Below are 24,407 nucleotides of genomic sequence, written 5' to 3' on the forward strand. Positions count from 1 at the left end.
GTGTGGGGGTTGCCGCGGGTGCGCCGATGTTGGTGGGGGTGATGCCGATGGGCGAGGATGGCGATTCGGCGGCGTTTGCTGCGGCGCTGGCCGAGGTGGGAGCAGCGTATGTGAGCACTGCTGCTGAGCATGCCGCGGCGCGGGGGGTGTTTTCTGATGCGCAGTCGGTGTCGGCCGGGATGACGGTGGCCAGTGAGGCGCTGCCCTCAAGCCCAAGTATTGCCGATCGGGCCACAGAAATCGGTAGGGAAGTCTCGACTCTCCCGAGAGGAACCAGGCTGGATACTCTGGCGGACAGGATTACGGGTCTGCACGTTAGTCAGGAAGAGGCTGTCGAAGCAACAGACATCGCCGCTAAGGCCGCTTTTGGTGAAACTGGGGGAATTGTTAACGTGCCCGACGGAACAAAAGTGGTGCTGCCCGCGGACTTAGCCTATGGAGAGCAATGGTGGTACATCCTGACGGATCGGTAACAGTTTTTGTGGGTGACCTTCACAAATTCTTGCCGTACATTGGCCGATGAAGCGTGGAGAGATGAACGTATCCTCATATCCAGTGATCATTGATTTTGATGTCTACCTGCTCATGACCATGAGGCTAAGAATGTCAATGGCGAACAAGGAAGCTCAACTAGAAGCCAAACTGGCCGAACACGGGCTCTCCTTGGAAGATGCGGAACTTATACATGAGCGAATAGCAAGAGCACTTGGCGACGAAGCTTCCCGTTATGAGAACATGAAAAAGCTGCTAGGCGTTGCTGACCAGGACTCCGCAGAATTGAAATACAACAGTATATTGTGGCCTGGATTCGACTTCAACGCCATCGCCGGCGACGAAGGAGTACTTGAATCGGCGGGTTACTGGCACACGAGGCGCGATTCACCTTGCGTTGATTCCCCTACCGAGCTGCTAACTTGGAGCGTGGACATCGCCGAATTCGCAGAGCAGTTTGGCCCCATGACTCTTCGCGGCAAGTGGCCTCTATTCGATGAGTTCTTGCCCGCATACGAGGAGTACGACTTTTTTTGGAATGGAGAACATTACGGTGCACGATTCATCTGGGGTCTATTCTTGTCTTCTTCAATCTGCTGGGATTGAGCTTCTGCGAAGTGTTGTGGCCGGGATTCGACTTCAAAGCCGTCGCGGGTGAAGAGGGAGCGCTTGAATCGGCGCAGTATTGGTATACGGCGTTGGAGTCAGCCATCTGGCTTCCTGGCGTTGGCGGGTGGGGTCGTTACGGTTGCGTCGGGATGGGCCGGGCGGTGTTCCAAACCCGTTCAAGGCGAGTTGTGGTTGTTCCATAGGTCTGGGGCGTCGTCGCGTTTGATGACGATGGCGGGATTGTCGCTGGCGGGCGCGCCGTAGAGATGCGGGTTGGCGATAAGCGTGTCATCGGCGCGGAACATAGATGTATACAGCGGTGTGGTGTGAGTGCGGATTTCCATTGCGGGAGTGTCCGAAAGCGGTTGCAGGCGCGCCAATGTCATCTGACAACGCGCGGCCAGGGCGGCTCCGATGCGTTCCTCTTCGCCGCGCTGCGCGACGGCGGTGGATTTGGCATCACCGATGATGAAGCGGACCGCCACGCCGCGTTTGGTGGCGGCGGCCAGAATCTTGGTGAAGCGGGGCAGGCCGTCGAACAAGAATGTGCCGCCGTAGACCAGGATGTCGATGTGCTCGACGGCGTTTCTTAAAAGAGCTCCTTCCACACGCTGACCGGGACATCGGCCCGGCTGCCGTACACACTGACCGCGACGGTCGCTGAACTGGGCGGGGACGGCACCGGGATTTGTCGGGCCATACCTCATGAAGGTCGCAGTCGAGGGCATCGGCGACTTGCTTGGCCTCACCGAGCCGCGGGTTCTCCCCGCGTTGATATCTCTTGATGGATCGCACGCTGGTGATCGTGGTTCCACTCGCCGATCAGCGCCACACGATAAGACGCCAGCGCGGCGTCGAATTTCGCTGCGTCGTGGTGGGCAAGTTTGATCCGATAGCAGCTGCCCTGCTCGATGGTGGTCTTGGTGATCGAGGGCGGCGGCTGCGGCCCAGGTTCGGGTTGGGGTCGCGGTTCCAGTTTGACCGCGGTATGCAGCTGGTTGACCGTGGCCACCCGGGCCAGCTGCAGGTAATGCTCCTCCGATCCCGCACCGGCGCGAACCGCGATGACCCCGACCTGATCCAGCGACAACCAACCCTCCCGCATGCCCGCCACACACCGTGGGAACTCCTCGAGCCGGCCCGCCACCGTGGTGATCGTGTGGGCATTGGTCGACGACGAGCCGAGCTTCCAGGCCAGCAACGCCGCCACCGACCGCGCCCCCCTCATCCCGCGCACAGCTGGTCGCGATCCATCTCCGCGGCGATCTTCTCCACAATGCGCCCATCAATCGCATTGCGCTGACCGGCCAACTCCGCCAACTCCGCAAACAACACCGCCGAACGCTCCTTCGGCAGCATCGGCGCACAGCCCAAGGAGGCGGTCGAAGACATAACCACGCCATCGCAGCCGGGTCTGACATCGATGATGAAAGAGCGTTACCTCGTAGGTCGTGACCCTGGGTATGACTGACGCCCTGCTGGGCTGTCCTTCACTTGATCTGCCGGCCTGCGTGGTGCATGCCTAGTGCACGCCGGCCATATCCGGGTTCCAGGCCGTCGGCAGCATCGGCACCGTCGGACCCTCGCCAAAACCAATGGCGACCAACCCGCCAGCCGGCCCGACGGACTCAGTGGGCGCAGTCCCGGCAAACCCCACCGCGCCCCCGCCATTACCCGAGGCCGCCAGCGACGCCAACTGCGCCGGCGGCACCACCGATGCCGAAGCGCCCAGTCCCGCCGGAGCTACACCGCTGACCGCAACCGCAGCTGCCGGGAGCAGACCAACCTCAGCCATCGCGGATACGCCCGTCAACGCGTTCATGCTCGGGGCAACGCTACCGGCCAACGCGACTATCCCAGCGTCAACAAACAAATTCTGCGCAATCCACTGAATGACCATGTTGGCGACGCCCAGGGGAATCTCACACGCCGTGTATATGATGTTGAAAAAGTGGGTGCCGATCTGCCACAAATCGCTGGCAATCAGCTTTAATCCAGCAAGAGCTGCTGAAAGATTCCACTGAATAATGTCTTGAATTACCAGTGGGATTAGTAACTTGATGAAGCCCCAGTCCAACCCGATAAATTCCCAATCCATCTTCATAAAAGCGAACATAAGCTGTATATAGTCCCATATTTGTTGCCATGGGAATGGCGTGAGGGTCTGCTCGCCGGCGGCCGCAATGTTGCCGGCAGTGCCAGCGCCGGGCTTGACCACCACTGGCGCTGGGATGGTGTGCGGCACGGACACCAGCGCCGCAACAGACGCTGCCTGATACACGCTCATGGTGGCCGCGGCCTGGATCCACATGCGCACGTAGTCAGCCTCGTTGAGCGCAATCGGGATGGTGTTGATGCCAAAGAAATTGGTCGCCGACAACACCGCGTGGGTGGCATGATTGGCGGCCAACTCACCCAGGGTCGGCATCACGGCCAGCGCACTGACGTAGGCTGTGGCGGCTGTCTCGTGGGTGGCCCCCACTTCGGCGCATTCGGCGCTGGTCATCATCAGCCAGTCCACGTACGGCACATACGCGGCCAGGCAGCTGTCCATGCTGGGACCATGCCATGCCCCGGTCGCCACGGCGCTCAGAACCGAGCTGAGTTCGTCTGCCACAGAAGCGTATTCAGCGCTCAAGGACGTCCACGAACCCGCGGCCGCCAATAGCGGCTCAGGCCCTGGACCGGCTGCTAACAACGCCGAATGCACCTCCGGCGGCGCAGCCATCCACAGCGCAGAGTTCACGACGCACCGCCCGACGCCAGATACGACGCCGCGGCCAGCGCGTCGCCGGCGGCGCAGCTAGCGGCGGCTTCAGCTACATCGATTCCAGCCAGATCCAGCTCTTCTGCTCCTTGGGCAGCGATCGCCACCTGCGGAGATAACCCCTCGTGAACCGCCCACAATGCCAATCCCCACACCTTTCGGCTCGTTGTCCTGAACGCGCCAACATTAGGAGAATTTGGGTGAATCCGTCGATCGATACCGTCAATAGGTTCATAAGGATTAGTTATCATTGAAGCAGCAATACTGATACGTCAACAACGGTTCAGAATGAGTGTCCGGCTGGTAACCAAGAATTACTCGGTGTATGGCGCCCAAACTGCGCAAGAGCAACCCATCGCGCCAGCTTGAGGCCACACCGCGGACCGGTGGAAAGCGGCCCGGTCACGCACACCCATCGATGACGACCGGAATATGCCGACTACCTTTCCGAAGGACGTGGTCTCGTCACCAAGCCAACACTCGTGACCGGCTCACCATGCAGCCCCATCGTCCTCACTGCGAAAAGCGGCCTTAGCCGGCGGTAGTCGCTTCGGTAGCGGCATTTCCCACTCCGTTTTGATTGCGGCCCATTCGTCGCGGGGGTTTCGATATCGGCGGGCTCGAACCGTGCGGCCGCACGTAGCGCCACCAGGTCAACGTCGTGGCGCCGATATAGCAGAGCAGGAAGACCCAGAATGCCGGGGTTTCGGTGCCGGCGCTCACATACGACTGCCGCAGCACCAGGTTGACCCCCATGGCACCCAGCCCGCCGAGTGTCCCGGCGAACCCGATCAACGCTCCCGACATCACTCGCTCCCAGTCGCGGCGTTGGGCGGCGGTGACGTTCAGCGCGCGACTGCGATTCTGAAAAATCGACGGGATCAGCTTGAACACCGAGCCCTTGCCTATGCCGCAACAGATGAACAGCGTGATGAAGCCAAAGACGTAGCCGATCATCGTATGAACGGTGGGCCCTCCGCGAGTGCCCTGAGTGAGGTCGTCGTGGGTGCTGACCGCGACCAGAAACCCACCGGCTCCCGCCATGGCTGCCAACGCACTGAGGGTGACGTAGCCGCCACCAAAGCGGTCGCCCAACCTGCCGCCGACTATCCGCGCCACCGATCCCAACAGCGGGCCGATGAAGGCAATCTCCGCCGCGTGCAGCGACGCCTGCGCGTGGGTTTGCCCCGCGGCCACGAAATTATGTACCAGCACCTGCCCGAAAGCGAACGCGAAGCCCAGGAACGATCCGGAGCAGCACAGGTAGAGAAACGAGATTGCCCACGAGTCGGGAACCCGCAGAACCGATCGCACGTGGCCCACGTCGATCACGTGGCTGAGGTTGTCCAGGAAAAGTGCCGCGCCGACAGCCGCCACGGCCAGCAGCACCAGGTAAACGGCGCACACCAAGTAGGGCGCCTGGTGGCCGGCGGTCGCCAGCACCACGAGCCCGACTGCCTGAATGGCCGCCGACCCCAGGTTGGTGAAACCCCCGGTGAAGCCCAGCGCAAAGCCCTTGAGCCGCTGCGGGTAGAAGGCTTCGATGTGCGCCAGCGATGCGGCGTAGTTGCCGCCGCCCAATCCGGTGAGCGCGGCGCACACGAGATATGGCCACAACGGCAAGCCGGGGTTAGCCAGCAACACCATCGCGCCGACGGTGGGGATCAGCAACACCAGTGACGACAACACGGCCCAGGTGCGTCCGCCGAACCTGGTGGTCGCCATCGCATACGGGATGCGCACGATCGCCCCGACGAACGTTGCGGTGGCCGCCAGCAGCAGCTTGTCGCCGGTCGAAAAACCGTAGACGCTCTCCGGCATGAACAGCACCATCACCGACCAGAGGTACCAGATGGAGAAGGCGATGTGCCCGGTCACGTTCGACCAAAACAGATTGCGACGGGCGATCACGTCGTTGCCGTCGCGCCAGGCGGCGGCGTCCTCCGCATCCCAATCCGCGATGCGGTGTGGTCGCGCCATACGGTACTTACCTTTCACAGACGATGTCGGCGTACCACCGAGCGGCAATACCTGGTGGCTTAGTGTGCATTCATTCAGGAAGATCAGGCAACAGTGAGTCGGTGCGCTTGCTCTTCCTCCGCGTCACGAATGACTACCCGATCGGACAGCCACGCAATGCGGTTCTAAGGGGGTTTTGACGACGACCGGTGACACCTGGGCAATGACGAACACGAGCACCGCTGCACGCCGTCACACCGACCACCCGACAGTGAAGCCCAATCGCGGCCACCCGACAACTGGACATCACTGACGCACAGGAGATTTTCAGCTCACTTGGCCAGGACTGCCAGTCGAGCTGAGGCTTCACCTCACTCAGGACATCACTCGGACGCGGCTCGGCCCGGTTCGTCTTAGCCACGGCCGACGCTCCAGCAGCGGCGATGATGCAGAGCCGCACCGCTTTCCGCCGATGTAGCCCTCAGCCGGATTGCGGCACTCTCCTGATGCGTCGAAATAGCTTGCTGCACAATGATATCCGAACTTGCGTACTACATTGAAACCCAGTCGTCAAACACTGCCGAGACAGAGTCGCCGGGGACATGTCCCGCCGCCGGCAATCCGCGATTCGAAATACTTCCACCCCCAATGCAATTCGTGCCATGCCGGTCAGGCTTTCCAGAAAGCTCTTCGACGCCGGGCCTTCAGATCGCATCGTTACACCCGAAGGCTAGCTGTAAATCTGCTGTGCATCGTCAGGGTTTGATGTCCATATGCAATAATTGCATGCGACTATTGACTGGTCAGTGAGACGTGCGCCGTCGAGGTGAGGACGCGGCGGATGGTCAACAATGCGTTGGCAGCCCTGCTCGCCCTTGACTGCGCGTGGTCGTCGTTGACAGCCACAATCGTTGCAACACAACCGCTGCAGGGGCGTCCGTTGTGTTTGGCAACATCCCGGTCAGCCGCCGATTGCCTGACCTAGCCACGCGCGCTCAGCGAGTCCCGCGGCTCGGCTTGTCGCGACCCGATCGGAACTGAGGCGGAACTGAGGAAGGTGAAAAAACTGATACTTGACTACGGGGCCCTGGCGCCCGAGATCAACTCGGGCAGAATGTATTCGGGTCCTGGCTCGGCGTCAATGCTGACGGCCGCCGCAGCCTGGGAGGCACTCGCCGCAGGATTGGAGTCCACATCGCGCGGGTACTGCGTCGTGATCTCGCAGCTGCAAGGCGAAAGTTGGTCGGGCAGTGCGTCGGCGGCAATGGGCAGTGCCGTCGCACCATACCTGGCATGGGCGGCGTCAACGGGAGCACAGGCCGAGCAGGCTGCCGGCGGGGCGCGTGCGGCAGCAGCCGCTTATGAGGCTGCGTTCGCCGCGACGGTGCCGCCGGCGCTGGTGATCGCCAACCGCGACCAGTTGGCGCGGCTGGTGGCAACCAATGTTCTGGGCCAGAACACCACGGCCATCGCCGCGACCGAATCCGAGTACGAGCAGATGTGGGCGCAGGATGCGGCGGCGATGTACGGTTACGCCGCCGCGTCGTCGGCGGCGACCAAACTGATTCCTTTCCGGGACCCACCCCAGACCACGAACGTCACCGGGCAAGCGGCCCAATCCGCCGCGGTGGCCCAAGCCGGCGCCGCATCGGCCGCCGGCAAGGCTCAGACCAGCCTGACGCAATTGATGTCGACGGTGTCACAACAGCTGCAAGCCCTGGCAGCGGGTGGTCATTCGGCCCATTCCTGGTGGCTGGGGCCATCGACGATACTTGCGGCCTTCAGCGCCTTCAACACGCTGGCCGGCCCGGCGAGTTTGGCCTCGAATTTCAGCCGTACCAGCACGTCGGCCGGAAGCTTCCTGACCGGGGCCTACCGATCCGGGATTCAGGCCGGCGGCGGCGCCGCGAAAGCGATCGCCAAGGGCGCGGAATCGGTTGGCCCGGCAACCCTTCGCGGCCAGGTGACGGTGAGTGTGGGTAACGCGACACCGGTCGGGCGGCTGTCTGTTCCGCAGGGCTGGGCGACGGCAAATCCACCCGCCGTGGCGGCTGCCGACGAGCCGATGTGGTTTTCCGACAGCGAACTCGACGGCGGCCCGTCATGGTCGGAGACACCGGAGATGCTCACCGGGCCGCCGACGGCGGGCATGGGGCCGATAGCGGGGTTCTCGACGCGTCCCACCGTCGGCAGCGTATTGCGCGTAGAGCCGCGCCGGTTCAAGATGCCACGCCCGTCGCTCGGCGGCTAGTACGTCGGTTACCCAAACCCGGACCGTCCATGCACAGAAAGGGTGCCGATGCTTGATTTCGGGATACTGCCTCCCGAGATCAATTCGGCCAGAATGTATTCCGGGCCAGGCTCGGGACCGCTGCTGGCCGCCGCGTCGGCGTGGGCGGCGCTCGCCGCGCAACTGGAGCTGTTCGCGGCCGGGTATTCCACAGTGCTGTCGGAGCTGCTGGACACCAGCTGGTCGGGCGCCGCGGCGATCGCCATGGCCGGCGCCGTCGCACCGTATGTGGCGTGGGCGCTGACGACGGCGGCGCAGGCTGAACACATCACCAATCAGGCTCGGGCAGCGGCGGCCGCGTACGAGGCGGCCTACGCCGCGACGGTGCCGCCGGAAGTGGTGGCTGCCAACCGCATCCTGCTTGCGACGCTAGTGGCAACCAACTTCTTCGGTCAGAACACCCCGATGATCGCCGCCACCGAGGCCGCCTACGTGGAGATGTGGGCTCAGGACGCGACAGCGATGTACTGCTATGCCGCTTCGTCGTTGGTTGCCACGCAACCGGTGCCGCTCAGCGCTCCGCCGCAGAGCACAACCGGCGGCGGACTAGCTGACGAAGTGGCCGCGGCGGCGCATCTGGTTGCCACCTCGAGCGCCGAACACGCCAAGCTGTGCCAAATGGTGGCCCAGCTGCTGCAAACCCTGGCAACAGCGGGGCATTCGGACTCTCGATGGATGTTCTGGCCGACCTTGTTGGTTACGCTCGTCGGCGACTTCAATGCGCTCACCGGCCCGGCGAATCTTGCCGCCGCCCTCAGCCGCACCGTCACCTCGGCGGGGCGATTCGGTACCGGGCTTTACCGCTCCGACGTCCAGGCCGAAGCCAAGGCCCTTCCCATTACCCGGGCACCCACCGTGCGCGCCGGACAAAACGGTGTCGTACTTGCCGGGGTGGGGCGCGCTGCGACCGTGGGACGCTTGTCCGTCCCGCAGAGCTGGACGACGGCCAGCTCGCAGCCCAGCGTTGGCGATACGCTGCCGCAGCCCCGCGGAACCGGTCTGCGCGCTGTTCCGGCGGGCAGCCAAGACTCACCGCGCGCCAGCTCCAACCGGCTGCCCGGCATGGGGCCGATGAGCGGCAACGTCGCTCGACGCGTCGGCACCCCGGTGTTGCGGACGGGGCGTCGCCGTTTCACGATGCCGCGTCCGCTGTCCGGCGGATAGCCCGGCGCACTGGGTGCCGCCGGCGGGCACATGTGCCCGTTACCGTCTGCCGACCTGTTGCGCTGCTCCGGCGTTTCCGGCATCCGGGTTCGTCGGCGGCTCCTCCAGCACGTGGTAGCCGGGTTCGAGCATCCACATCGGCCGGTTGCCGCTCTGGCGGGCCTTGCCGGTGATCCGCACCAGCTGGCCCGGCTGGATGTCGGCGCCGCCGCGCCCATCGCGAAACGCGATCCGGATGTCCCCGCTCTCGTCGCCCACCAGAATCCATCGCTGGGTTCGCCCGCGTTTGCTGATGTCCTCGACCTGACTGACCCGCCCTTCGATGGTGGCGCGCTGCCCGGGAATCAGCCCTTCCACGGTGATCACCGACGACGGCCGCTCGGGATGCTCGTAGGCGTAGCCGGCCGACCCGTCGCCCCGGGAAACCCACGCTTCGAACCTGTCCAGGACTCGTGCCACCCGTTGCTCGAAGCCGTCCGGGTAGGCCTCCCTGATCCGGGACTGGACGTCGTAGGGCACGATCGTGGCCGCGGCGTCCGGGATCAGGCTGACAGCCCGCGCGATCTTGTCCGCGGTGCGGTCGTGCAGCAGCCGCCCCAGCACCGGCGCGAAGGTTCGGCGTGGCAACAACACCGTCACGTTGGTATCTGGATGTTCATCGCGCGCTTGGGCAACCAGCAGCTGCGCCGCCCGGTTGATGCGCCGATCCGGACAGTCCACCACCCGCAACGGGGTGTCGAGGTCGAAGTGATCCCAGCGCTTACGCAGCTGCGCCGCGTGGGCCGCATCGACCATGAAATGCACCGCGATCAGCTCGTCGGCCCGAAGTCCTTTTCCGTACCGCAACGCCTCGAGCACCGAGAGATCGACCGAGCTCACGAGGACATACACCCGGTGCCGGGCATACCTCACCACCTCGGGACGGTCGGTGCGGAACATCTCGAGAATGGCCGCCTCGGCCCGGTATTCGCGGTTGAGCCGCATCAGGAAGAACACCAGTATCGGAAACACGACGACGACCAGCCAGGCACCCTCGGTGAACTTCGCCACCGCGAAAATGCCCACCACGACCGTCGACAAGATTCCCGCCGACAGGTTGATCGCCAACCGGTAACGCCATCCGGGTTCGCGTTGAGTCAGGTGGTGTTTGGTCATCCCGTAACCGGCCATCGAGAACCCGGTGAACACGCCGATCGCGTAGAACGGGACCAGCGCGTTGACCGACCCGCCGGTGATCACCAGCAGCGCCACCGATAGCGCCGTCAGGGTGATGATGCCGTTCGAAAACACCAGGCGGTAACCACGTTTGGTCAGCTGCCGGGGCAGGAACCGGTCTTCGGCGACGAAACTGGCCAGCGCCGGAAACCCGTTGAAGCTGGTGTTCGCGCCGGTGAACAGGATTGCCGCGGTCGAGGCTTGGACCAGAATGAACAAGACGTGTCCGATCACCCCGGTGCCGAACACCGCTCGCCCGATTTGGGAAAGCACCGACGGATATTCAGTGCGGTAGGGAGTCGCGTGGGTGGCGTAGGCAAGGTAGGCCACACCGGCCAGCAGGAAACCGAGGATGCCGGCCATCGTGGTGAGAACCCGACGAGCATTGCGGCCCTGCGGTTTCCGGAATACATCGACGGTATTGGAGATTGCCTCCACGCCCGTCAGCGACGAACCGCCGTTGGCGAATGCGCGCAGCACAACCAGGATGGTTGCACCCATCACCAACCCGTTCCCCTGGTGGACGGGTACCGTCCCCGGTAGCTGCGCGGGATCGTACATCGGTAATTCCCAAAATATTTGGCGGACGACACCGGTGATGATGGTCAAGGCGATCATGATGACGAAGAAGTACGTCGCCGCCGCGAACGGCAGTCCGGCTTCCCGCATGCCCCGCAGGTTCGCGTAACAGATGACAATCACCACACCGACCGTGATTTCCAGGCTGTAGGGACCCAACGCCGGGATGGCTGACACCACCGCGACGGTCCCGGCCGCCGACTGCACGGCGACGGTAACCACGTAATCGATGAGCAGTGCCGCCGCCGCGATCTGCGCGACGCGCGGTCCGAAATTCTCCCGCGCCACGATGTAGGAACCACCGGCCCGGGTGTAGGCGATCACCACCTGCCGATACGAAGCCGTGACCAGCACCAGGATCAGCAGGATGACGCCCGTGGTGGGCAACAGCAACGCGAAGGCCGCCAGCCCGGCATTCGGCAGCAGCTCGATCAGGATCTGCTCCGGACCATAGGCCGTCGATGAGATGGCATCCGGCGAGAGTGCGCCCAGCGCAACGGGATTCGATAGCTTCTCGGCTGCCAGATTCTCGGTGATGAGCGGTTTGCCCAGAAAGACCCGCTTGACTATGTCGCCGAGCGACAGCGGGATCGCCGGCTTGGCAGCCGGATTACCAGCCGATGCGGTCACGACCACTCCTTACCCGAGGCGCAGCGCTCGCTGAGCGCTGGCGATACGTTCGGTGCATTCTGCCAAGCCGGTGCCTGTTTGAGGGTTGGTTAGGGTGGGCACTCGTGGAGCCCGGCCGTGACCTGCACTCCCGCGGCTTCGTCGGCGAATGGCGACGGTACCAGCAGCAGGCATTGGACGCGTTCGACGCCGACGTCGCCACCGGCGACAAGCGGTCGTATCTGGTGCTGCCGCCGGGCGCCGGAAAGACGATGATCGGCCTGGAAGCTGCGCGCCGGGTGGGACGGCGCACCCTGGTTCTGGTTCCCAACACGGCGGTGCAGGCACAGTGGGCCGCGGCGTGGAATACCAGGTTCCCGCCACCCGATCCGTCGGCGCCGGCCTGCGGCACCGACCGTGCCCTGACCTCGGCGATGAACGTGCTGACGTATCAGTCGCTGGCGGTCATCGACGGCGAAACGGATGCCACGGTGCGGCGGGCGATCCTGCGCACTCGGGACCGCCGTGCCCTGCTGGACCTGCTGCACCCCAACGGCAGGGCATTGATCGAGCGGGCCGCATCGTTGGGACCGTGGACGCTGGTGCTCGACGAGTGTCATCACCTACTGGCGGCGTGGGGGGCGCTGGTCGGGGCGTTGGTGTCGGTGCTGGGGCCACGGACAGCGCTGATCGGACTGACCGCGACCCCGGCGACCGCGCTCACCGAGTGGCAGCGCGCCCTGCATGACGAGCTGTTCGGCACGGCCGATTTCGTCGTCCCCACACCTGCCTTGGTCAAAGAAGGCGACCTGGCCCCCTATCAGGAGCTGGTCTACCTGACCGGGCCAACACCGGAGGAGCAGGCCTGGATGGCGACCGAACGTGCTCGGTTCGCCGATCTCATGCTGGCGCTGGTCGACCAACAAGTGGGCAGCATGTCGCTGGCCGCCTGGCTGCGGACCCGGATCGTGGACCGGTCGACGCGCGACGGCAACCAGATCGCGTGGTCGACGTTCGAACGCGCCGAACCCACCCTTGCCGCAAGCGGGTTGCGCTTCGCCTTCGACGGCCTCATCCCGCTACCCGATGGCGCCCGCCTGCGCGAACAGCACCGGGTTGCGCCCGACGCCCGCGACTGGGTCACCGTGTTGACCGACTTCGCCGTCGGCCACCTGCAAGACAGCGACGATCCGCGTGACGCGCAGGCGCTGACCGCGATCAAACGGGTGCTGCCCGGCCTGGGTTACCGGCTCACCAGCCGCGGGGTGCGGGTCGCGACCTCACCGGTGGACCGGGTGTGCGCTCTGTCGGAGTCCAAGGTCGCGGCGACGACCCACATCCTCGATGCCGAGGACGCCGTGCTCGGAGCGAGGTTGCGGGCCCTGGTGCTGTGCGACTTCGAATCGATGACCGGCACGCTGCCCACATCGTTGAAAGGAGCACCCGTCAACGACCTGTCCGGGTCGGCACAGCTAGTCACCGCGATGCTTGCCGCCTCCGACAATCGGCGCGGCACCCCGCTGCGTCCCCTGCTGGTGACGGGTCAAACCTTCGCCTGTCCGGCCGCGATCGAAGACGACCTGATCGCGTTCTGCACCGCCCGGGGCGCGCTGGTGCGCACCGAGGCGCTGCAGGCCCATCCCGGGTTGCGGATCGTGCGCGGCAACGGCACCTTCGGCCCCCGCGCCTGGGTCACGCTGGCCACGGAATACTTCCTGACCGGACGCGCCCGCGTGCTGGTCGGCACCCGCGCCCTGCTGGGCGAGGGCTGGGACTGCGCCGCGGTCAACGTCACCGTGGACTTGACCAGTGCGACGACCCCCGGAGCGATCACCCAGATGCGCGGCCGGGCACTGCGCAAAGATCCCGCCGACGCCGACAAGGTGGCCGACAACTGGACGGTGTGCTGCGTCAGCCCCGACCACCCGCGCGGCGACGCCGACTACCTGCGGCTGGTGCGCAAACACGACGCGTACTTCGCCGCAAGTCCGCAGGCGGTCATCGAGTCGGGTGTGACGCACTGCGACCTGTCGCTGTCGCCCTACGGGCCCCCGGCTGCCGACGCCGGCGCCATCACCGCCCGAGCCCTGCAGCGCATCGCCGAACGCGACCAGGCCAGGGCCTGGTGGCGCATCGGGGAGCCATACCAAGGCGTCGACGTCGCGACCATCCGCATCCGATCCCATCGCTCTCCCGGGGTCGCCGCACCTGGCATCCGCGCGTCGGCATTGGCCATACCCGTACCGGGACAACGTAATCCGCTGCGCACAGCGGCTGCCGTCGCGGGCATGTACGTCGCTGGCGCCGGCGCCGGGACAGCGGTCGCGGTTGCCGAGATCGGGTCAGGCCCGCTCGCCGGTGCCACCGCGGCCGGAGCCATCATCGCTACGGGCGCCGGCGTACTCGTGGCGGCCGCCGGTGTCCAAAGCCGTCGCCTGGCGCAGGCGCCCAACGCGCTCGAACAGCTGGCCGCGGCCGTCGCGGATGCACTGAAAGCCGCCGGCGGTGCGCACCGAGGATCCGACGCGCTGCGAATCACCGTGGATCCCGACGGCTGGATCCGCTGCGAACTCGGCGGGGTGCCCACCGAGCAGTCGCAGCGGTTCACCGCCGCCCTCGACGAGCTACTCGCCCCGCTGACCGAACCGCGCTACCTCATCGGGCGCAAGATGCTCACCCTGCCCACCGGGCGCGTTGCGCGGGGCCTGTTCGCGGCCCGCGCCGTCGTCGGCCTGCCGCTGCCCGGCGCCATCGCCTGGCACGGGGTGCCGCAGTGGTTCACCCGCCGCAAGGATCGACTGGAGTGTCTGCTGCAGTCCTGGCGATTGCACATCGGTCCACCACGGCACCTGCGAGCCGACTCCCCCGAGGGCCAGGCGATCCTCGAGCTGTTCCGCGGCGACAACCCGCTGGCACTCACCACCCAGCTGCGCACGACCTGGCGGTGAGCCCACTCAGCTGAGCCGCCGTATCGCGGCGGCGATGCGGTCGTCGGTGGCGGTCAGCGCGACCCGCACGTGCTGGGCACCGCGCGGTCCGTAGAAATCACCGGGCGCCACCAGGATGCCGCGCTCGGCCAGCCATGCGACCGTGTCGTGGCACGGCTCGCCGCGGGTCGCCCAGAGGTACAGGCCGGCCTCGGAATGGTCGACGGCGAAACCCGCCGAGCGCAGGGCCGGCAGCAGTGCGCCACGCCGGTTGGCGTAGCGCTCCCGCTGGCGCTTTTCGTGGTCGTCGTCGTCCAGGGCGGCCACCATGGCTGCCTGCACGGGTGTGGGCACCATCATCCCGGCGTGTTTGCGCACCGCCAGCAATTCGGCGACCAATGTCGCATCCCCGGCGACCAAACCGGCCCGGTAGCCGGCCAGCGACGACGTCTTCGACAGCGAATGCACCGCAAGCAAACCGGTGTGGTCGCCGTCGCACACCGCCGGATGCAGCACCGAGAACGGCTGCGCGTCCCAGGCCAAACCCAGGTAGCACTCGTCGGATGCCACCAGGACGCCTCTGTCGCGGGCCCAGCCCACGACCTTGCGCAGATGATCGAGCCCGAGAACCCGTCCGGTGGGGTTGCTCGGGGAGTTCAGATACAGCAGTGCCGGGGTTTGCGGTCCGAGCTGGGTCAGCGAGTCGGCCCGCAGCACCTGCGCCCGGGCCAACCGGGCGCCGACGTCGTAGGTCGGGTACGCCAGCTCGGGCACCACCACCACGTCGCGCGGACCCAGACCCAGCAGCGTCGGCAACCAGGCGATGAGCTCTTTGCTGCCGATCACCGGCAAGACCGCCGCCTCGGCCAGCCCGGTGATGCCGTAGCGGCGGGCCAGCGCCGAAACCGCGGCCTCACGCAGCCGCGCGGTCCCCGCGGTGGCGGGATAGCCCGGCTCGGAACCGGCGGCCGCCAACGCTTCCCGGATCAGCGGCGCGACCGGGTCCACCGGGGTACCGACGGACAGGTCGACGATTCCGTCCGGGTGGGCGGCGGCCCGAGCCTTCGCGTCGGCCAGGGTGTCCCAGGGAAAGTCCGGCAGGGACGCCGACACCCGCCGGCCAGGCCGGGGCGCTAGGGACCCGGTCAGTCTTCTTCGCCCTGCGGCGGCAGATCCTTGACCACCTGCGGGTCATTCTCGGTCATCCCGACCTTGGCCGCGCCGCCCGGCGAACCGAGCTCGTCGAAGAAGTCGGCGTTGATCTGCGTGTACTGGCCCCACTGATCCGGCACGTCGTCTTCGTAGTAGATCGCTTCAACCGGGCAAACCGGTTCACAGGCGCCACAGTCGACACATTCGTCGGGATGGATGTAGAGCATCCGGGCACCCTCGTAGATGCAGTCAACCGGGCACTCCTCGATGCATGCCTTGTCCTTGATGTCGACGCAAGGCTCGGCGATCACGTATGTCACGGACGTCTCCTCAACGTGTACTTCAGCTACTGCTCAGTGTGGGGCTGCTGCTTGCCTTACCGCGGGCTTCGGGCCGCTGATCGGCGAAGCGTTCGGTTACTGATACTAGACGTTGCACATACACGTCAATCAACTGGCACGCCGGTCAGGGCACGGCCGGTCTGCACCGCGCCGCGCAGCGGCCGAGTGACATTTATGCTGCCCCGGTGGGGCTGGCCCACGCGTTCGTCGCCGGCGACCGGTTCGATGAGCAGCTCGACTACCGCAGGAGTACCCGTTGACGAGCCAGTACCCGAACCTGTTGTCGCCGTTAGACCTCGGTTTCACCACGCTGCGCAACCGGGTGGTCATGGGTTCGATGCACACCGGGCTGGAAGACCGGGTCGGCAGTACCGACCGGCTCGCCGAGTACTTTGCCGAACGCGCAAGAGGCGGGGTCGGACTGATCATCACCGGCGGCTACGCACCCAACCGCACCGGCTGGCTGCTGCCGTTCGCCTCGGAGCTGGTCTCGACGGCGCAAGCCCGAAGACACCGCCGGATCACCGGCGCCGTCCATGATGCGGGCGCCAAGATCCTGTTGCAGATCCTGCACGCCGGACGCTATGCCTACCACCCGCTTTCGGTCAGCGCGTCGTCGATCAAGGCTCCCATCAACCCGTTTCGGCCCCGGGCGCTGTCGGCGCGCGGTGTCGAGTCCACCATCGCGGAGTTCGTGCGGTGCGCGCAGCTGGCCCGCGAAGCCGGCTACGACGGTGTCGAAATCATGGGCAGCGAAGGGTATCTGCTCAACCAGTTTCTGGCACCGCGCACCAACAAACGCACCGATTCCTGGGGCGGCACACCGGCCAATCGTCGCCGGTTCCCGGTGGAGATCGTGCGTCGCACCCGCGCGGCGGTGGGCGCCGACTTCATCATCTGTTATCGGATGTCGATGGCCGACTACGTCGAGGATGGCCAAAGCTGGGACGAAATCGTTGCGCTGGCAACCGAAGTGGAAGCTGCCGGCGCGACCCTGATCAACTCCGGTTTCGGCTGGCACGAGGCGCGGGTGCCGACGATCGTCACCTCGGTGCCCAACAGCGCGTTCATCGACATCAGCAGCGCCATCGCCGAACAGGTCAGCATCCCGGTGGCGGCCTCCAACCGGATCAACATGCCTCACGCCGCCGAACACATTCTGGCCGAGACCCCGGTGCGGTTGATTTCGATGGCCCGGCCGCTGTTGAGCGACCCGGAATGGGTGGCCAAGGCGGAGTCGGGCCGAGCCGCGGAGATCAACACCTGCATCGCCTGCAACCAGGCCTGCCTGGACCACGCATTCGCCAAGAAGGCGGTGTCGTGCCTACTCAATCCACGGGCGGGACACGAGACGACGTTGGTGTTGTCGCCGACGCGGCGCGCCCGCTCGGTGGCCGTGGTCGGGGCCGGTCCCGCCGGTTTGGCGGCAGCGGTCAACGCCGCCGCGCGGGGCCACCGGGTCACGCTGTTCGAGGCCAACCACTTCATCGGCGGACAGTTCGATCTGGCCCGCCGCATCCCGGGCAAAGAGGAGTTCAGCGAAACGATCCGCTACTTCTCGACGATGCTCGACAAGCACGGCGTCGCGGTCCGGCTGGGCACCCGGGCGACCGCCGACGAACTGACAGGCTACGACGTCGTCGTCCTGGCCAGCGGTGTGGTGCCGCGCATTCCGGCCATTCCCGGGATCGACCACCCACGGGTACTGACCTATGCCGAGGCGATCACCGGCGCGAAGCCGGTCGGGAAGGCGGTGGCGGTGATCGGCGCCGGGGGAATCGGATTCGACGTCACCGAACTCCTGGTCACCGACCATTCGCCGACGCTGAACCTCAAGCTGTGGAAGGAGGAATGGGGCGCCGCGAACCCGCCGGAGGCCCGGGGAGCGCTGACCACGCCGCGACCGGCCCCGCCGGCGCGCGAGGTCTACCTGCTGCAGCGCACCAAAGGTCCGCAGGGCAGGCGGCTCGGCAAGACCAGCGGATGGGTACACCGGGCGTCGGTGCGGGCCAAAGGCGTCCACCAGCTTTCCGGGGTGAACTACGAGCGGATCGGCGACGAGGGCCTGCACATCAGCTTTGGCGCGCGCCGGCAGCGGCCCCGGGTGCTGGCAGTGGACACCGTGGTGGTCTGCGCCGGCCAGGAGCCGGTCCGGGATCTGGAAGGCGCGCTGCGACGTGGCGGTGTCGACCCGCACATCATCGGCGGTGCGGCCGTTGCCGCGGAGCTGGACGCCAAACGCGCCATCAAGCAGGGCACCGAGCTTGCCGCCCGGCTGTGACCCGGGCGGGACCCTCGGGGACCCTGCCAGGACCGGATGGGCCCGATTTCACTGAGCGTGAAATCGCCGCCATTAGGGCGCTGACCTGCGGATAGTTACGCCGGGAAGGATGTTCTCGATAAGACGTTTGATATGAGTTAGCCCACGGAGGCTGCTAATCTTGACCGAAGACGGCAACCCGCTGGGCAGATGCCGTCGACGTCTTGTTGGCGGTGCAATAACTGGGAAGGTGTCCGAACATGAGGCTGTCGTTGAAGGGACTGACTGTCGCTGCCGGCGCGTTGGCATTGTCGCTGAGCGCTGGCGCCGGAGTCGCGTCCGCAGACCCGCTGGACGCGGTCATCAACACTACTTGTAACTACGGCCAGGTGATGGCGGCGCTGAACGCCACCGATCCGGGGGCCGCTGCTCAGTTCAACGCCTCGCCGATCGCGCAGGGCTGGCTGCATTCGTTCCTGGCCGCGGCGCCGCCACGGCGCGCGCAGATGGCCGCGCAGGTGCAGGCGATGCCGGGGGCTGCGCAGTACGTCGGGCTGGTCGAGTCGGTCGCGGCGTCCTGCAACAACTACTGATTCTGGGCGTGCGGGCGTAGCGCCACGCAAGACTCCCACCCGGGGATCTTGTGTGCGTTACGCCCGCGCTGTTATGCGCTGTTGCGCGGCCAGCGATGCGTAGGTCGTGGTGCGCTGGCGCGCCGGCCGGCCTATCCCCTGGGCGATGGCCACCAGTTCGGCGACGGTCTTGGCCGAGCCGTGTTCGGAGCCGGCCATCCGCGAGATCGTCTCCTCCATCAGCGTGCCGCCCAGGTCGTTGGCGCCGCCGTTGAGCATTGTCTGGGTACCTTTGTCCCCGAGCTTCACCCAACTGGTCTGAATGTGGGCGATACGGCCGTGCAGCATGATCCGCGCCAAGGCGTGCACCGCCCGGTTGTCGCGCTGCGTGGGCCCGGGCCGCGCCGCCCCCGCCAGATACAGCGGTGAATTCTGGTGAACGAACGGCAGCGGCACGAACTCGGTGAAGCCGCCGGTGCGGTCCTGGATTTCACGCAGCACGTTGAGATGGGCGATCCAGTGCCGGGGGGTGTCGACGTGCCCGTACATCATGGTCGACGACGACCGTAGCCCCACTTCGTGTGCGGTGCTCACGATCTCGACCCATAGCGACGTCGGCAGCTTGCCCTTGGTGAGCACCCAGCGCACCTCGTCGTCGAGAATCTCGGCGGCGGTGCCGGGAATGGTGCCCAGCCCGGCTTCGCGCAGGCTGATCAGCCACTCGCGAACGCTCAGTCCGCTCTTGGTCACGCCGTTGGCGATCTCCATCGGCGAAAACGCGTGCACGTGCATTTCCGGGACCCGGGTCTTGACCGCGCGCACCAGGTCGGCGTACCCGGTGACCGGCAGCTCCGGGTCGATGCCGCCTTGCATGCACACCTCGGTAGCGCCCGCGACATGGGCCTCCCAGGCGCGGTCGGCGACTTCGTCGACGGACAGCGAGTATGCGTCGGCGTCGCCCTTCCGCTGGGCGAAGGCACAGAACCGGCAGCCGGTGTAGCAGATGTTGGTGAAGTTGATGTTGCGGTTGACCACGAAGGTCACGTCATCGCCGACGGCATCGCGACGCAACGAATCCGCCAGCGCGGTAACAGCTTCCAGCGCCGGACCGTCGGCGGTGGCCAAGGCGAGGTATTCCTCGTCGGTGCAGCCGGCGGGGTCCCGTTCCGCCGAACGCAGTGCGGCAAGGACATCGGTGTCGATGTGCTCGGGTGCGCGAGCCGCCAGATCTTGCACTTGCGAACGGATGGAGTCCCAGTCGCCGAAGGCGCTGTCGAGGTCACTGCGGGCTTCGGTGCTACGGCCCTCGGTGTCGATCGCCGCGTTGAGATCCAGCCGGCCGGCAGATGCCATGTCGTCGGGCTCCTGCCACGGCATGCCCACCGGCTTGACGTCACGCGCGAAGCCGGTCGCCGGGTCGGCAAGGGCGGCAACATGTTTGCGCACCCGCGGGTCGATCCAGGCCGCGCCCGCCTGCACATACCTAGGCTGCGCGGTCAGCCGCTGCACCAGCTCGTAGCCGGACTCCGCGGTGACGGCGGCCAAGTCATCCAACGCGGGCCAGGGCCGTTCCGGGTTGACGTGGTCGGGTGTCAGCGGGGATACGCCGCCCCAGTCGTCGACACCGGCGGCGATCAGCGCCAGGCAGTCGTCCCGGGACACCAGGTTCGGTGGCGCCTGAATGCGCATGCCGGGGCCGAGAACCAGCCGCGCAACGGCCACCGTCGCGCGGTAATCGTCGATTCCGGCGTCGGGAACCGCAGCCATGGCGGTGTGCTTCTTGGCCCGGAAGTTCTGCACGATCACTTCCTGAACATGACCGAACTCCTTGTGCGCCTTGCGAATTGCATGCAAGGTATCGGCGCGCTCGGCCAGCGTCTCGCCGATGCCTACCAGCAGGCCGGTGGTGAACGGGATGGAGAGCCGGCCAGCGTCGGTCAGGACGCGCAAGCGCACCGCAGGGTCTTTGTCCGGGCTGCCGTAGTGAGCCAGACCCTTGGTTTCGAACAACCGCCGCGATGTTGTCTCCAGCATCATGCCCATCGACGGCGCCACCGGCTTGAGCCGCGACATCTCCGACCAGCTCATCACCCCGGGGTTGAGGTGCGGAAGCAGTCCGGTTTCTTCCAGCACCCGTATCGCCATGGCGCGCACGTAGGACAGCGTGGAGTCATAGCCGCGTTCGTCGAGCCACTCCCGCGCCTCCGGCCAACGATCCTCCGGACGGTCCCCGAGTGTGAATAATGCTTCCTTGCAACCCAGTTCGGCTCCGTGCCGAGCCACGTCGAGGATCTCGCCGGGTTCCAGGTACATCCCGGCGCCGTGAGCGCGCAGCTTGCCCGGAACGGTGACGAAGGTGCAGTAGTGGCAGGTGTCGCGGCAAAGGTGGGTGACAGGGATGAAGACCTTGCGCGAGTAGGTGATCGGCAGCCGACCTCCCGGGCCGCGCCGCCCGGCCGACTCCAGACCCGCGTCGCGTACCCGCGCCGCGCTGGCACACAGGTCGGCCAGGTCGGCGCCGCGCGCCGTCATCGCGACGGCCGCCTCATCGAGATTCAGCGAAACCCCGTCACGAGCCCGCCGCAACACCCGCCGCAGCGCCGACGCGTCGGGTCTGGGCGGCACCACGGCGTGAGGCAGAGCGGCGGACTCCTGGCGCGAAGTCAGTGGCACGTTGGTACAACTTCCGTCCGCGCGTCATTGGTCCGAAACTCGGCGGGTGCCATATTCGCAACAGTAGCGGCAGGACCGGGTCCGCCACTGACCGGCCTGGGCTGCGTCTTGGCCGATCCACCACGATTGGCACCCGATCGAGATACGCTAGCCAAACCACGGTGGAACGGGGGTGCAGACGCGATGTCGTATCTGGCCGCGGCGCCGGAGGCGCTGGTAGCGGCGGCTTCGAATGTCGCCGGCATCGGATCGGAAATCAGCGCGGCCAACGCCGCGGCGGCGGTTCCGACGACCGGAATCACCGCGTCGGCCGCCGACGCCGTCTCGGCGCAGGTCGCCGCACTGTTCTCGTCACACGGTCAGGTGTACCAGCGGCTCAGCGCGCAGTTGGCGACGTTTCACGACCAGTTTGCGCAGGCCCTGAGCGCCGGCGCCAACGCCTATGCGTCGGCCGAGGCCAACGCCGCCAAGACCTTGTTGGGTGCGGTGAACGCGCCCGTCGAGAAACTGCTGGGACACCCGTTGATCGGGCCCACCGGCCTAGTGCCCAACGCGGTGAGCCCGGCGCCCGGCGCCCTGTCCGGTGCGCTGGGCTCCAGCGCGCTCGGTGGGAACGCGGCGGCCGGCGCGCTGGCGCTGCCGCCCACCGGCGGACTCGGCGCTCTGGCGGGCAGCGGCGCGCTGCTGCGGCCGTTGGCCGGCGGCGCCGCGGCTCCGGCGGCGGTCATACCGGTGTCGGTGGCCACTGCCATCGAGAATTTCTATCTTTGGGCCGAGCCGTGGGTGCAGTGGGGCTTCAGCGTCGCCTCCTGGGCGGCGGGTTGGGTGCCGTATCTCGGGATCTTGGCGCCGCAGATCAACTTCTTCTACTACCTGTTCGAGCCGATGGTGCAGAGCGGCCTGTTCAATACGCTGGACTGGCTGGACGGGACGATCACCTTCAGTCAGGGGCTGAGCAACTTCTGGTCGGCCACCACGGCGTCGGTCAACCAGTTCATCAACACCGAGATCAGCTGGATCCGCGGCTTCCTCCCGCCTTGGCCACCGCTGCCGTAACCGGCCGTAACCGTCAGGGGTGGATTCGGCGCCGCCACAGCACCCATGCCGGCGGCGCGACTCCCGCCCCGATCAGGATCAACGCCCCAAAGGCCATCAGCCCACGTCCACCGAGGACAACGTCGTCGCCCGGACCGCCGAGGCTCAACACTGCCACCGTCAGTAGCCATGTCCACAGCGGTAACGCGGCCACCCGCGGCGACGTGGTCCATCGCGCGGCCGCCCACACCAGCGCCGCATTGAGCAGGCCGCTGACCACAGCGCTGATCGGGAAGGGCACCGAACCGATATAGGACGGCAGCAGCAGAGCCCCGGCTAGTGCGGATAACACCCCGTCGACGGCCAGCAACGCCAGGACAACGACACGTATCGCGGGGTCGGTGGTGGCGGCGGTCTCTTCACTCGAGACGGCGCGCGGCTGAGTTTCGGTCAGGTTGGGACGCTGTCGATCTGGGAGAGGATCGAACCGATGACCCACTGCAGGCTGTCCAGCCGGTCCTGCCAATGCTGCAGGTTAGGGTCCAGGTCGGGGTCCATGCGATTTCCTTCCGTGGCTGCCTGATTGGCAGCCTACGTGCCGTAACCGGTGAAGCCCAGACCGGCGAGCAGATCTGTTTCCCAGCCACGTTCATCACGGTCCCCCGCGACGCCCGCGGCAAGCACATAGTGCTCCTGGGCCGCGATCGGCAACGCCATGTTGTTGGACAGGGCGCAGGCCCGGCCGGTCGGCCCGACGCTGACCTGGGTGGCGTGCGCCGCCAGCGCCGCGGCCTTGGCGGCCTGCGCGTGCGAGTCCCCCTCGACGACGGCGGTGATCCGCTCGTCCGGAAAGGCGAAGGGCACGTCGTCCGGCGGCAGCACCCACTCGGGCCGCAGGTCCTCGGCGGCCAGGTCCTGCTTGGCCGCGCGAAATGCGCTGAGCCCGAAGACAGTCCAGTAAGCCTTCGGCACCGTCCATGGGTCGCCCGGGAAGTCTGAGGTGTGCGCTGCGGCCACCGCGGCGGCGGTGACTTTGTGGGTATGCACGTGGTCGGGATGTCCATATCCGCCGCCGGGGTCGTAGCTCACCACGACATGCGGACGGACCTCGCGGATGATCCCGACCAATGCTCCCACCGCCTGCCGTTCGTCGGCATCGACGAATCTGCGCTCGCTGCGCTGCTCGGTGCCGGCCATCCCGGAGTCACGCCAACGGCCCGCGCCGCCCAGGTAGCGGGGTCCGCTCACCCCCAGCAACTGCAGTGCGGCGGTGAGTTCGGCGATGCGGTAGCCGCCGAGTTGATCGGCGTGGTCGGCGGCGAGTTGGGCCCACCGGTCGCCGATGACCTCGCCCTCCTCACCGAGCGTGCAGGTGACGACATGGACCGCTGCGCCCCGGGCGGTGTAGTGGGCGATCGTTGCGCCGTTGCTGAGGCTTTCATCGTCGGGGTGGGCATGCACGAACAGCAGCCGCGGCGTCTCAGGCATCGGCTAGCACCCTAACCGCCGGACGCCGCGGCATCCAGCCCCGACCAAGGACCTACCGCAACGGACCGCAGGCAGCCCCCTACCGGCCGTCCGCCCCGATCGGGTGACCAAAGCGGAGCGTATCGCGATCCAGGGACTTAGATGACTATTTCCACAGAATCTGTTGGCAATAATGTGCCACTCGGGTAGTCGTCCCGCCTCAGGCCCGCGCCGAGGACGAAACCGCCTGCCGCTGTGAGCGTTACGGACGGGCCGGTCGCCAGGCCGGTCGCCGG

General features: G+C 66.3%; 17 protein-coding genes and 2 pseudogenes. 8 read left to right on the forward strand and 11 right to left on the reverse strand.

Features of this window, described 5'->3' with window-relative positions; translation table 11 throughout:
* Together BST40_RS31135 and BST40_RS15100 are read left to right on the forward strand one after the other, a co-directional pair.
* Positions 1 to 473 (forward strand): annotated as a pseudogene (locus BST40_RS31135) (hypothetical protein); the annotation flags it as partial.
* Positions 474 to 555: 82 nt separating this feature from the next.
* Complete coding sequence (locus BST40_RS15100) at positions 556 to 1,098, forward strand: hypothetical protein (RefSeq protein ID WP_244174386.1); 543 nt, start codon at positions 556 to 558, stop codon at positions 1,096 to 1,098.
* A gap of 179 nt (positions 1,099 to 1,277) precedes the next feature.
* Here BST40_RS15100 and BST40_RS15105 read toward each other — a convergent pair whose 3' ends face one another.
* The 5 genes and pseudogenes from BST40_RS15105 to BST40_RS15125 form a co-directional block, all read right to left on the reverse strand.
* The gene (locus tag BST40_RS15105; protein ID WP_075548592.1) at positions 1,278 to 1,709 is read right to left on the reverse strand and encodes a phospholipase D-like domain-containing protein; all 432 of its coding nucleotides are present in this window, start codon (positions 1,707 to 1,709) and stop codon (positions 1,278 to 1,280) included.
* A 182-nt stretch (positions 1,710 to 1,891) separates the two neighbouring features.
* Positions 1,892 to 2,493: pseudogene (locus tag BST40_RS15110) on the reverse strand (DUF222 domain-containing protein); the annotation flags it as partial.
* A 130-nt stretch (positions 2,494 to 2,623) separates the two neighbouring features.
* Positions 2,624 to 3,847, reverse strand: coding sequence for a PPE family protein (locus BST40_RS15115; protein ID WP_083154615.1), 1,224 nt, complete (start codon positions 3,845 to 3,847; stop codon positions 2,624 to 2,626).
* The gene (locus BST40_RS15120; protein WP_371687254.1) at positions 3,844 to 4,014 is read right to left on the reverse strand and encodes a hypothetical protein; all 171 of its coding nucleotides are present in this window, start codon (positions 4,012 to 4,014) and stop codon (positions 3,844 to 3,846) included. The genes BST40_RS15115 and BST40_RS15120 overlap by 4 nt, the downstream gene beginning before the upstream one ends.
* 385 nt (positions 4,015 to 4,399) lie before the next feature.
* Positions 4,400 to 5,848 (reverse strand): MFS transporter, encoded by a 1,449-nt coding sequence (locus BST40_RS15125; protein ID WP_075548590.1) that lies wholly within the window; start codon positions 5,846 to 5,848, stop codon positions 4,400 to 4,402.
* A gap of 1,048 nt (positions 5,849 to 6,896) precedes the next feature.
* On the opposite strand from BST40_RS15125, the gene BST40_RS15130 reads away from it, so the two are divergent.
* Together BST40_RS15130 and BST40_RS15135 are read left to right on the forward strand one after the other, a co-directional pair.
* Positions 6,897 to 8,078 (forward strand): PPE family protein, encoded by a 1,182-nt coding sequence (locus BST40_RS15130; RefSeq protein WP_083154622.1) that lies wholly within the window; start codon positions 6,897 to 6,899, stop codon positions 8,076 to 8,078.
* A 48-nt stretch (positions 8,079 to 8,126) separates the two neighbouring features.
* The gene (locus BST40_RS15135; protein WP_082275557.1) at positions 8,127 to 9,281 is read left to right on the forward strand and encodes a PPE family protein; all 1,155 of its coding nucleotides are present in this window, start codon (positions 8,127 to 8,129) and stop codon (positions 9,279 to 9,281) included.
* A gap of 39 nt (positions 9,282 to 9,320) precedes the next feature.
* Here the strand turns inward: BST40_RS15135 and BST40_RS15140 are convergent, their stop codons facing one another.
* Complete coding sequence (locus BST40_RS15140) at positions 9,321 to 11,705, reverse strand: amino acid permease (protein WP_083154623.1); 2,385 nt, start codon at positions 11,703 to 11,705, stop codon at positions 9,321 to 9,323.
* Positions 11,706 to 11,809: 104 nt separating this feature from the next.
* Between BST40_RS15140 and BST40_RS15145 the strand changes: the two genes are divergently transcribed.
* The gene (locus tag BST40_RS15145; RefSeq protein ID WP_083154617.1) at positions 11,810 to 14,632 is read left to right on the forward strand and encodes a DEAD/DEAH box helicase family protein; all 2,823 of its coding nucleotides are present in this window, start codon (positions 11,810 to 11,812) and stop codon (positions 14,630 to 14,632) included.
* A 6-nt stretch (positions 14,633 to 14,638) separates the two neighbouring features.
* Here BST40_RS15145 and dapC read toward each other — a convergent pair whose 3' ends face one another.
* Positions 14,639 to 15,724, reverse strand: coding sequence for a succinyldiaminopimelate transaminase (gene dapC, locus BST40_RS15150; RefSeq protein WP_075548587.1), 1,086 nt, complete (start codon positions 15,722 to 15,724; stop codon positions 14,639 to 14,641).
* 32 nt (positions 15,725 to 15,756) lie between these two features.
* Positions 15,757 to 16,083, reverse strand: a complete 327-nt coding sequence (fdxA, locus tag BST40_RS15155; protein ID WP_075548586.1) for a ferredoxin — start codon at positions 16,081 to 16,083, stop codon at positions 15,757 to 15,759.
* Between the two features lie 277 nt (positions 16,084 to 16,360).
* On the opposite strand from fdxA, the gene BST40_RS15160 reads away from it, so the two are divergent.
* Together BST40_RS15160 and BST40_RS15165 are read left to right on the forward strand one after the other, a co-directional pair.
* Positions 16,361 to 18,385: an NADPH-dependent 2,4-dienoyl-CoA reductase gene (locus tag BST40_RS15160; RefSeq protein ID WP_075548585.1), complete on the forward strand. Its 2,025-nt coding sequence runs from the start codon at positions 16,361 to 16,363 to the stop codon at positions 18,383 to 18,385.
* A gap of 239 nt (positions 18,386 to 18,624) precedes the next feature.
* Positions 18,625 to 18,957, forward strand: coding sequence for a hemophore-related protein (locus BST40_RS15165; RefSeq protein ID WP_075548584.1), 333 nt, complete (start codon positions 18,625 to 18,627; stop codon positions 18,955 to 18,957).
* Positions 18,958 to 19,014: 57 nt separating this feature from the next.
* Here BST40_RS15165 and BST40_RS15170 read toward each other — a convergent pair whose 3' ends face one another.
* Positions 19,015 to 21,609 (reverse strand): bifunctional FO biosynthesis protein CofGH, encoded by a 2,595-nt coding sequence (locus tag BST40_RS15170; RefSeq protein WP_075548583.1) that lies wholly within the window; start codon positions 21,607 to 21,609, stop codon positions 19,015 to 19,017.
* Between the two features lie 183 nt (positions 21,610 to 21,792).
* Here BST40_RS15170 and BST40_RS15175 point away from each other — a divergent pair, with 183 nt between their 5' ends.
* The gene (locus tag BST40_RS15175) at positions 21,793 to 22,665 is read left to right on the forward strand and encodes a PE family protein (protein ID WP_075548582.1); all 873 of its coding nucleotides are present in this window, start codon (positions 21,793 to 21,795) and stop codon (positions 22,663 to 22,665) included.
* 13 nt (positions 22,666 to 22,678) lie between these two features.
* Here the strand turns inward: BST40_RS15175 and BST40_RS15180 are convergent, their stop codons facing one another.
* Both BST40_RS15180 and mshB read right to left on the reverse strand, forming a co-directional pair.
* A complete protein-coding gene (locus BST40_RS15180; RefSeq protein WP_075548581.1) occupies positions 22,679 to 23,143 on the reverse strand; it encodes a hypothetical protein in 465 nt (154 codons plus the stop codon).
* A 92-nt stretch (positions 23,144 to 23,235) separates the two neighbouring features.
* Positions 23,236 to 24,132, reverse strand: a complete 897-nt coding sequence (gene mshB / locus BST40_RS15185; RefSeq protein ID WP_075548580.1) for an N-acetyl-1-D-myo-inositol-2-amino-2-deoxy-alpha-D-glucopyranoside deacetylase — start codon at positions 24,130 to 24,132, stop codon at positions 23,236 to 23,238.
* Positions 24,133 to 24,407 lie beyond the last annotated feature (275 nt).

Source organism: Mycobacterium persicum (assembly GCF_002086675.1).
Classification (GTDB): Bacteria; Actinomycetota; Actinomycetes; order Mycobacteriales; family Mycobacteriaceae; genus Mycobacterium; species Mycobacterium persicum.

Excerpts from the sequence above, each read along its gene's own strand:
- BST40_RS15165 (WP_075548584.1), top strand. The coding sequence starts at position 18,625 with ATGAGGCTGTCGTTGAAGGGACTGACTGTCGCTGCCGGCGCGTTGGCA.
- BST40_RS15135 (WP_082275557.1), top strand. The coding sequence starts at position 8,127 with ATGCTTGATTTCGGGATACTGCCTCCCGAGATCAATTCGGCCAGAATG.
- BST40_RS15125 (WP_075548590.1), bottom strand. The coding sequence starts at position 5,848 with ATGGCGCGACCACACCGCATCGCGGATTGGGATGCGGAGGACGCCGCC.
- mshB (WP_075548580.1), bottom strand. The coding sequence starts at position 24,132 with ATGCCTGAGACGCCGCGGCTGCTGTTCGTGCATGCCCACCCCGACGAT.
- BST40_RS15175 (WP_075548582.1), top strand. The coding sequence starts at position 21,793 with ATGTCGTATCTGGCCGCGGCGCCGGAGGCGCTGGTAGCGGCGGCTTCG.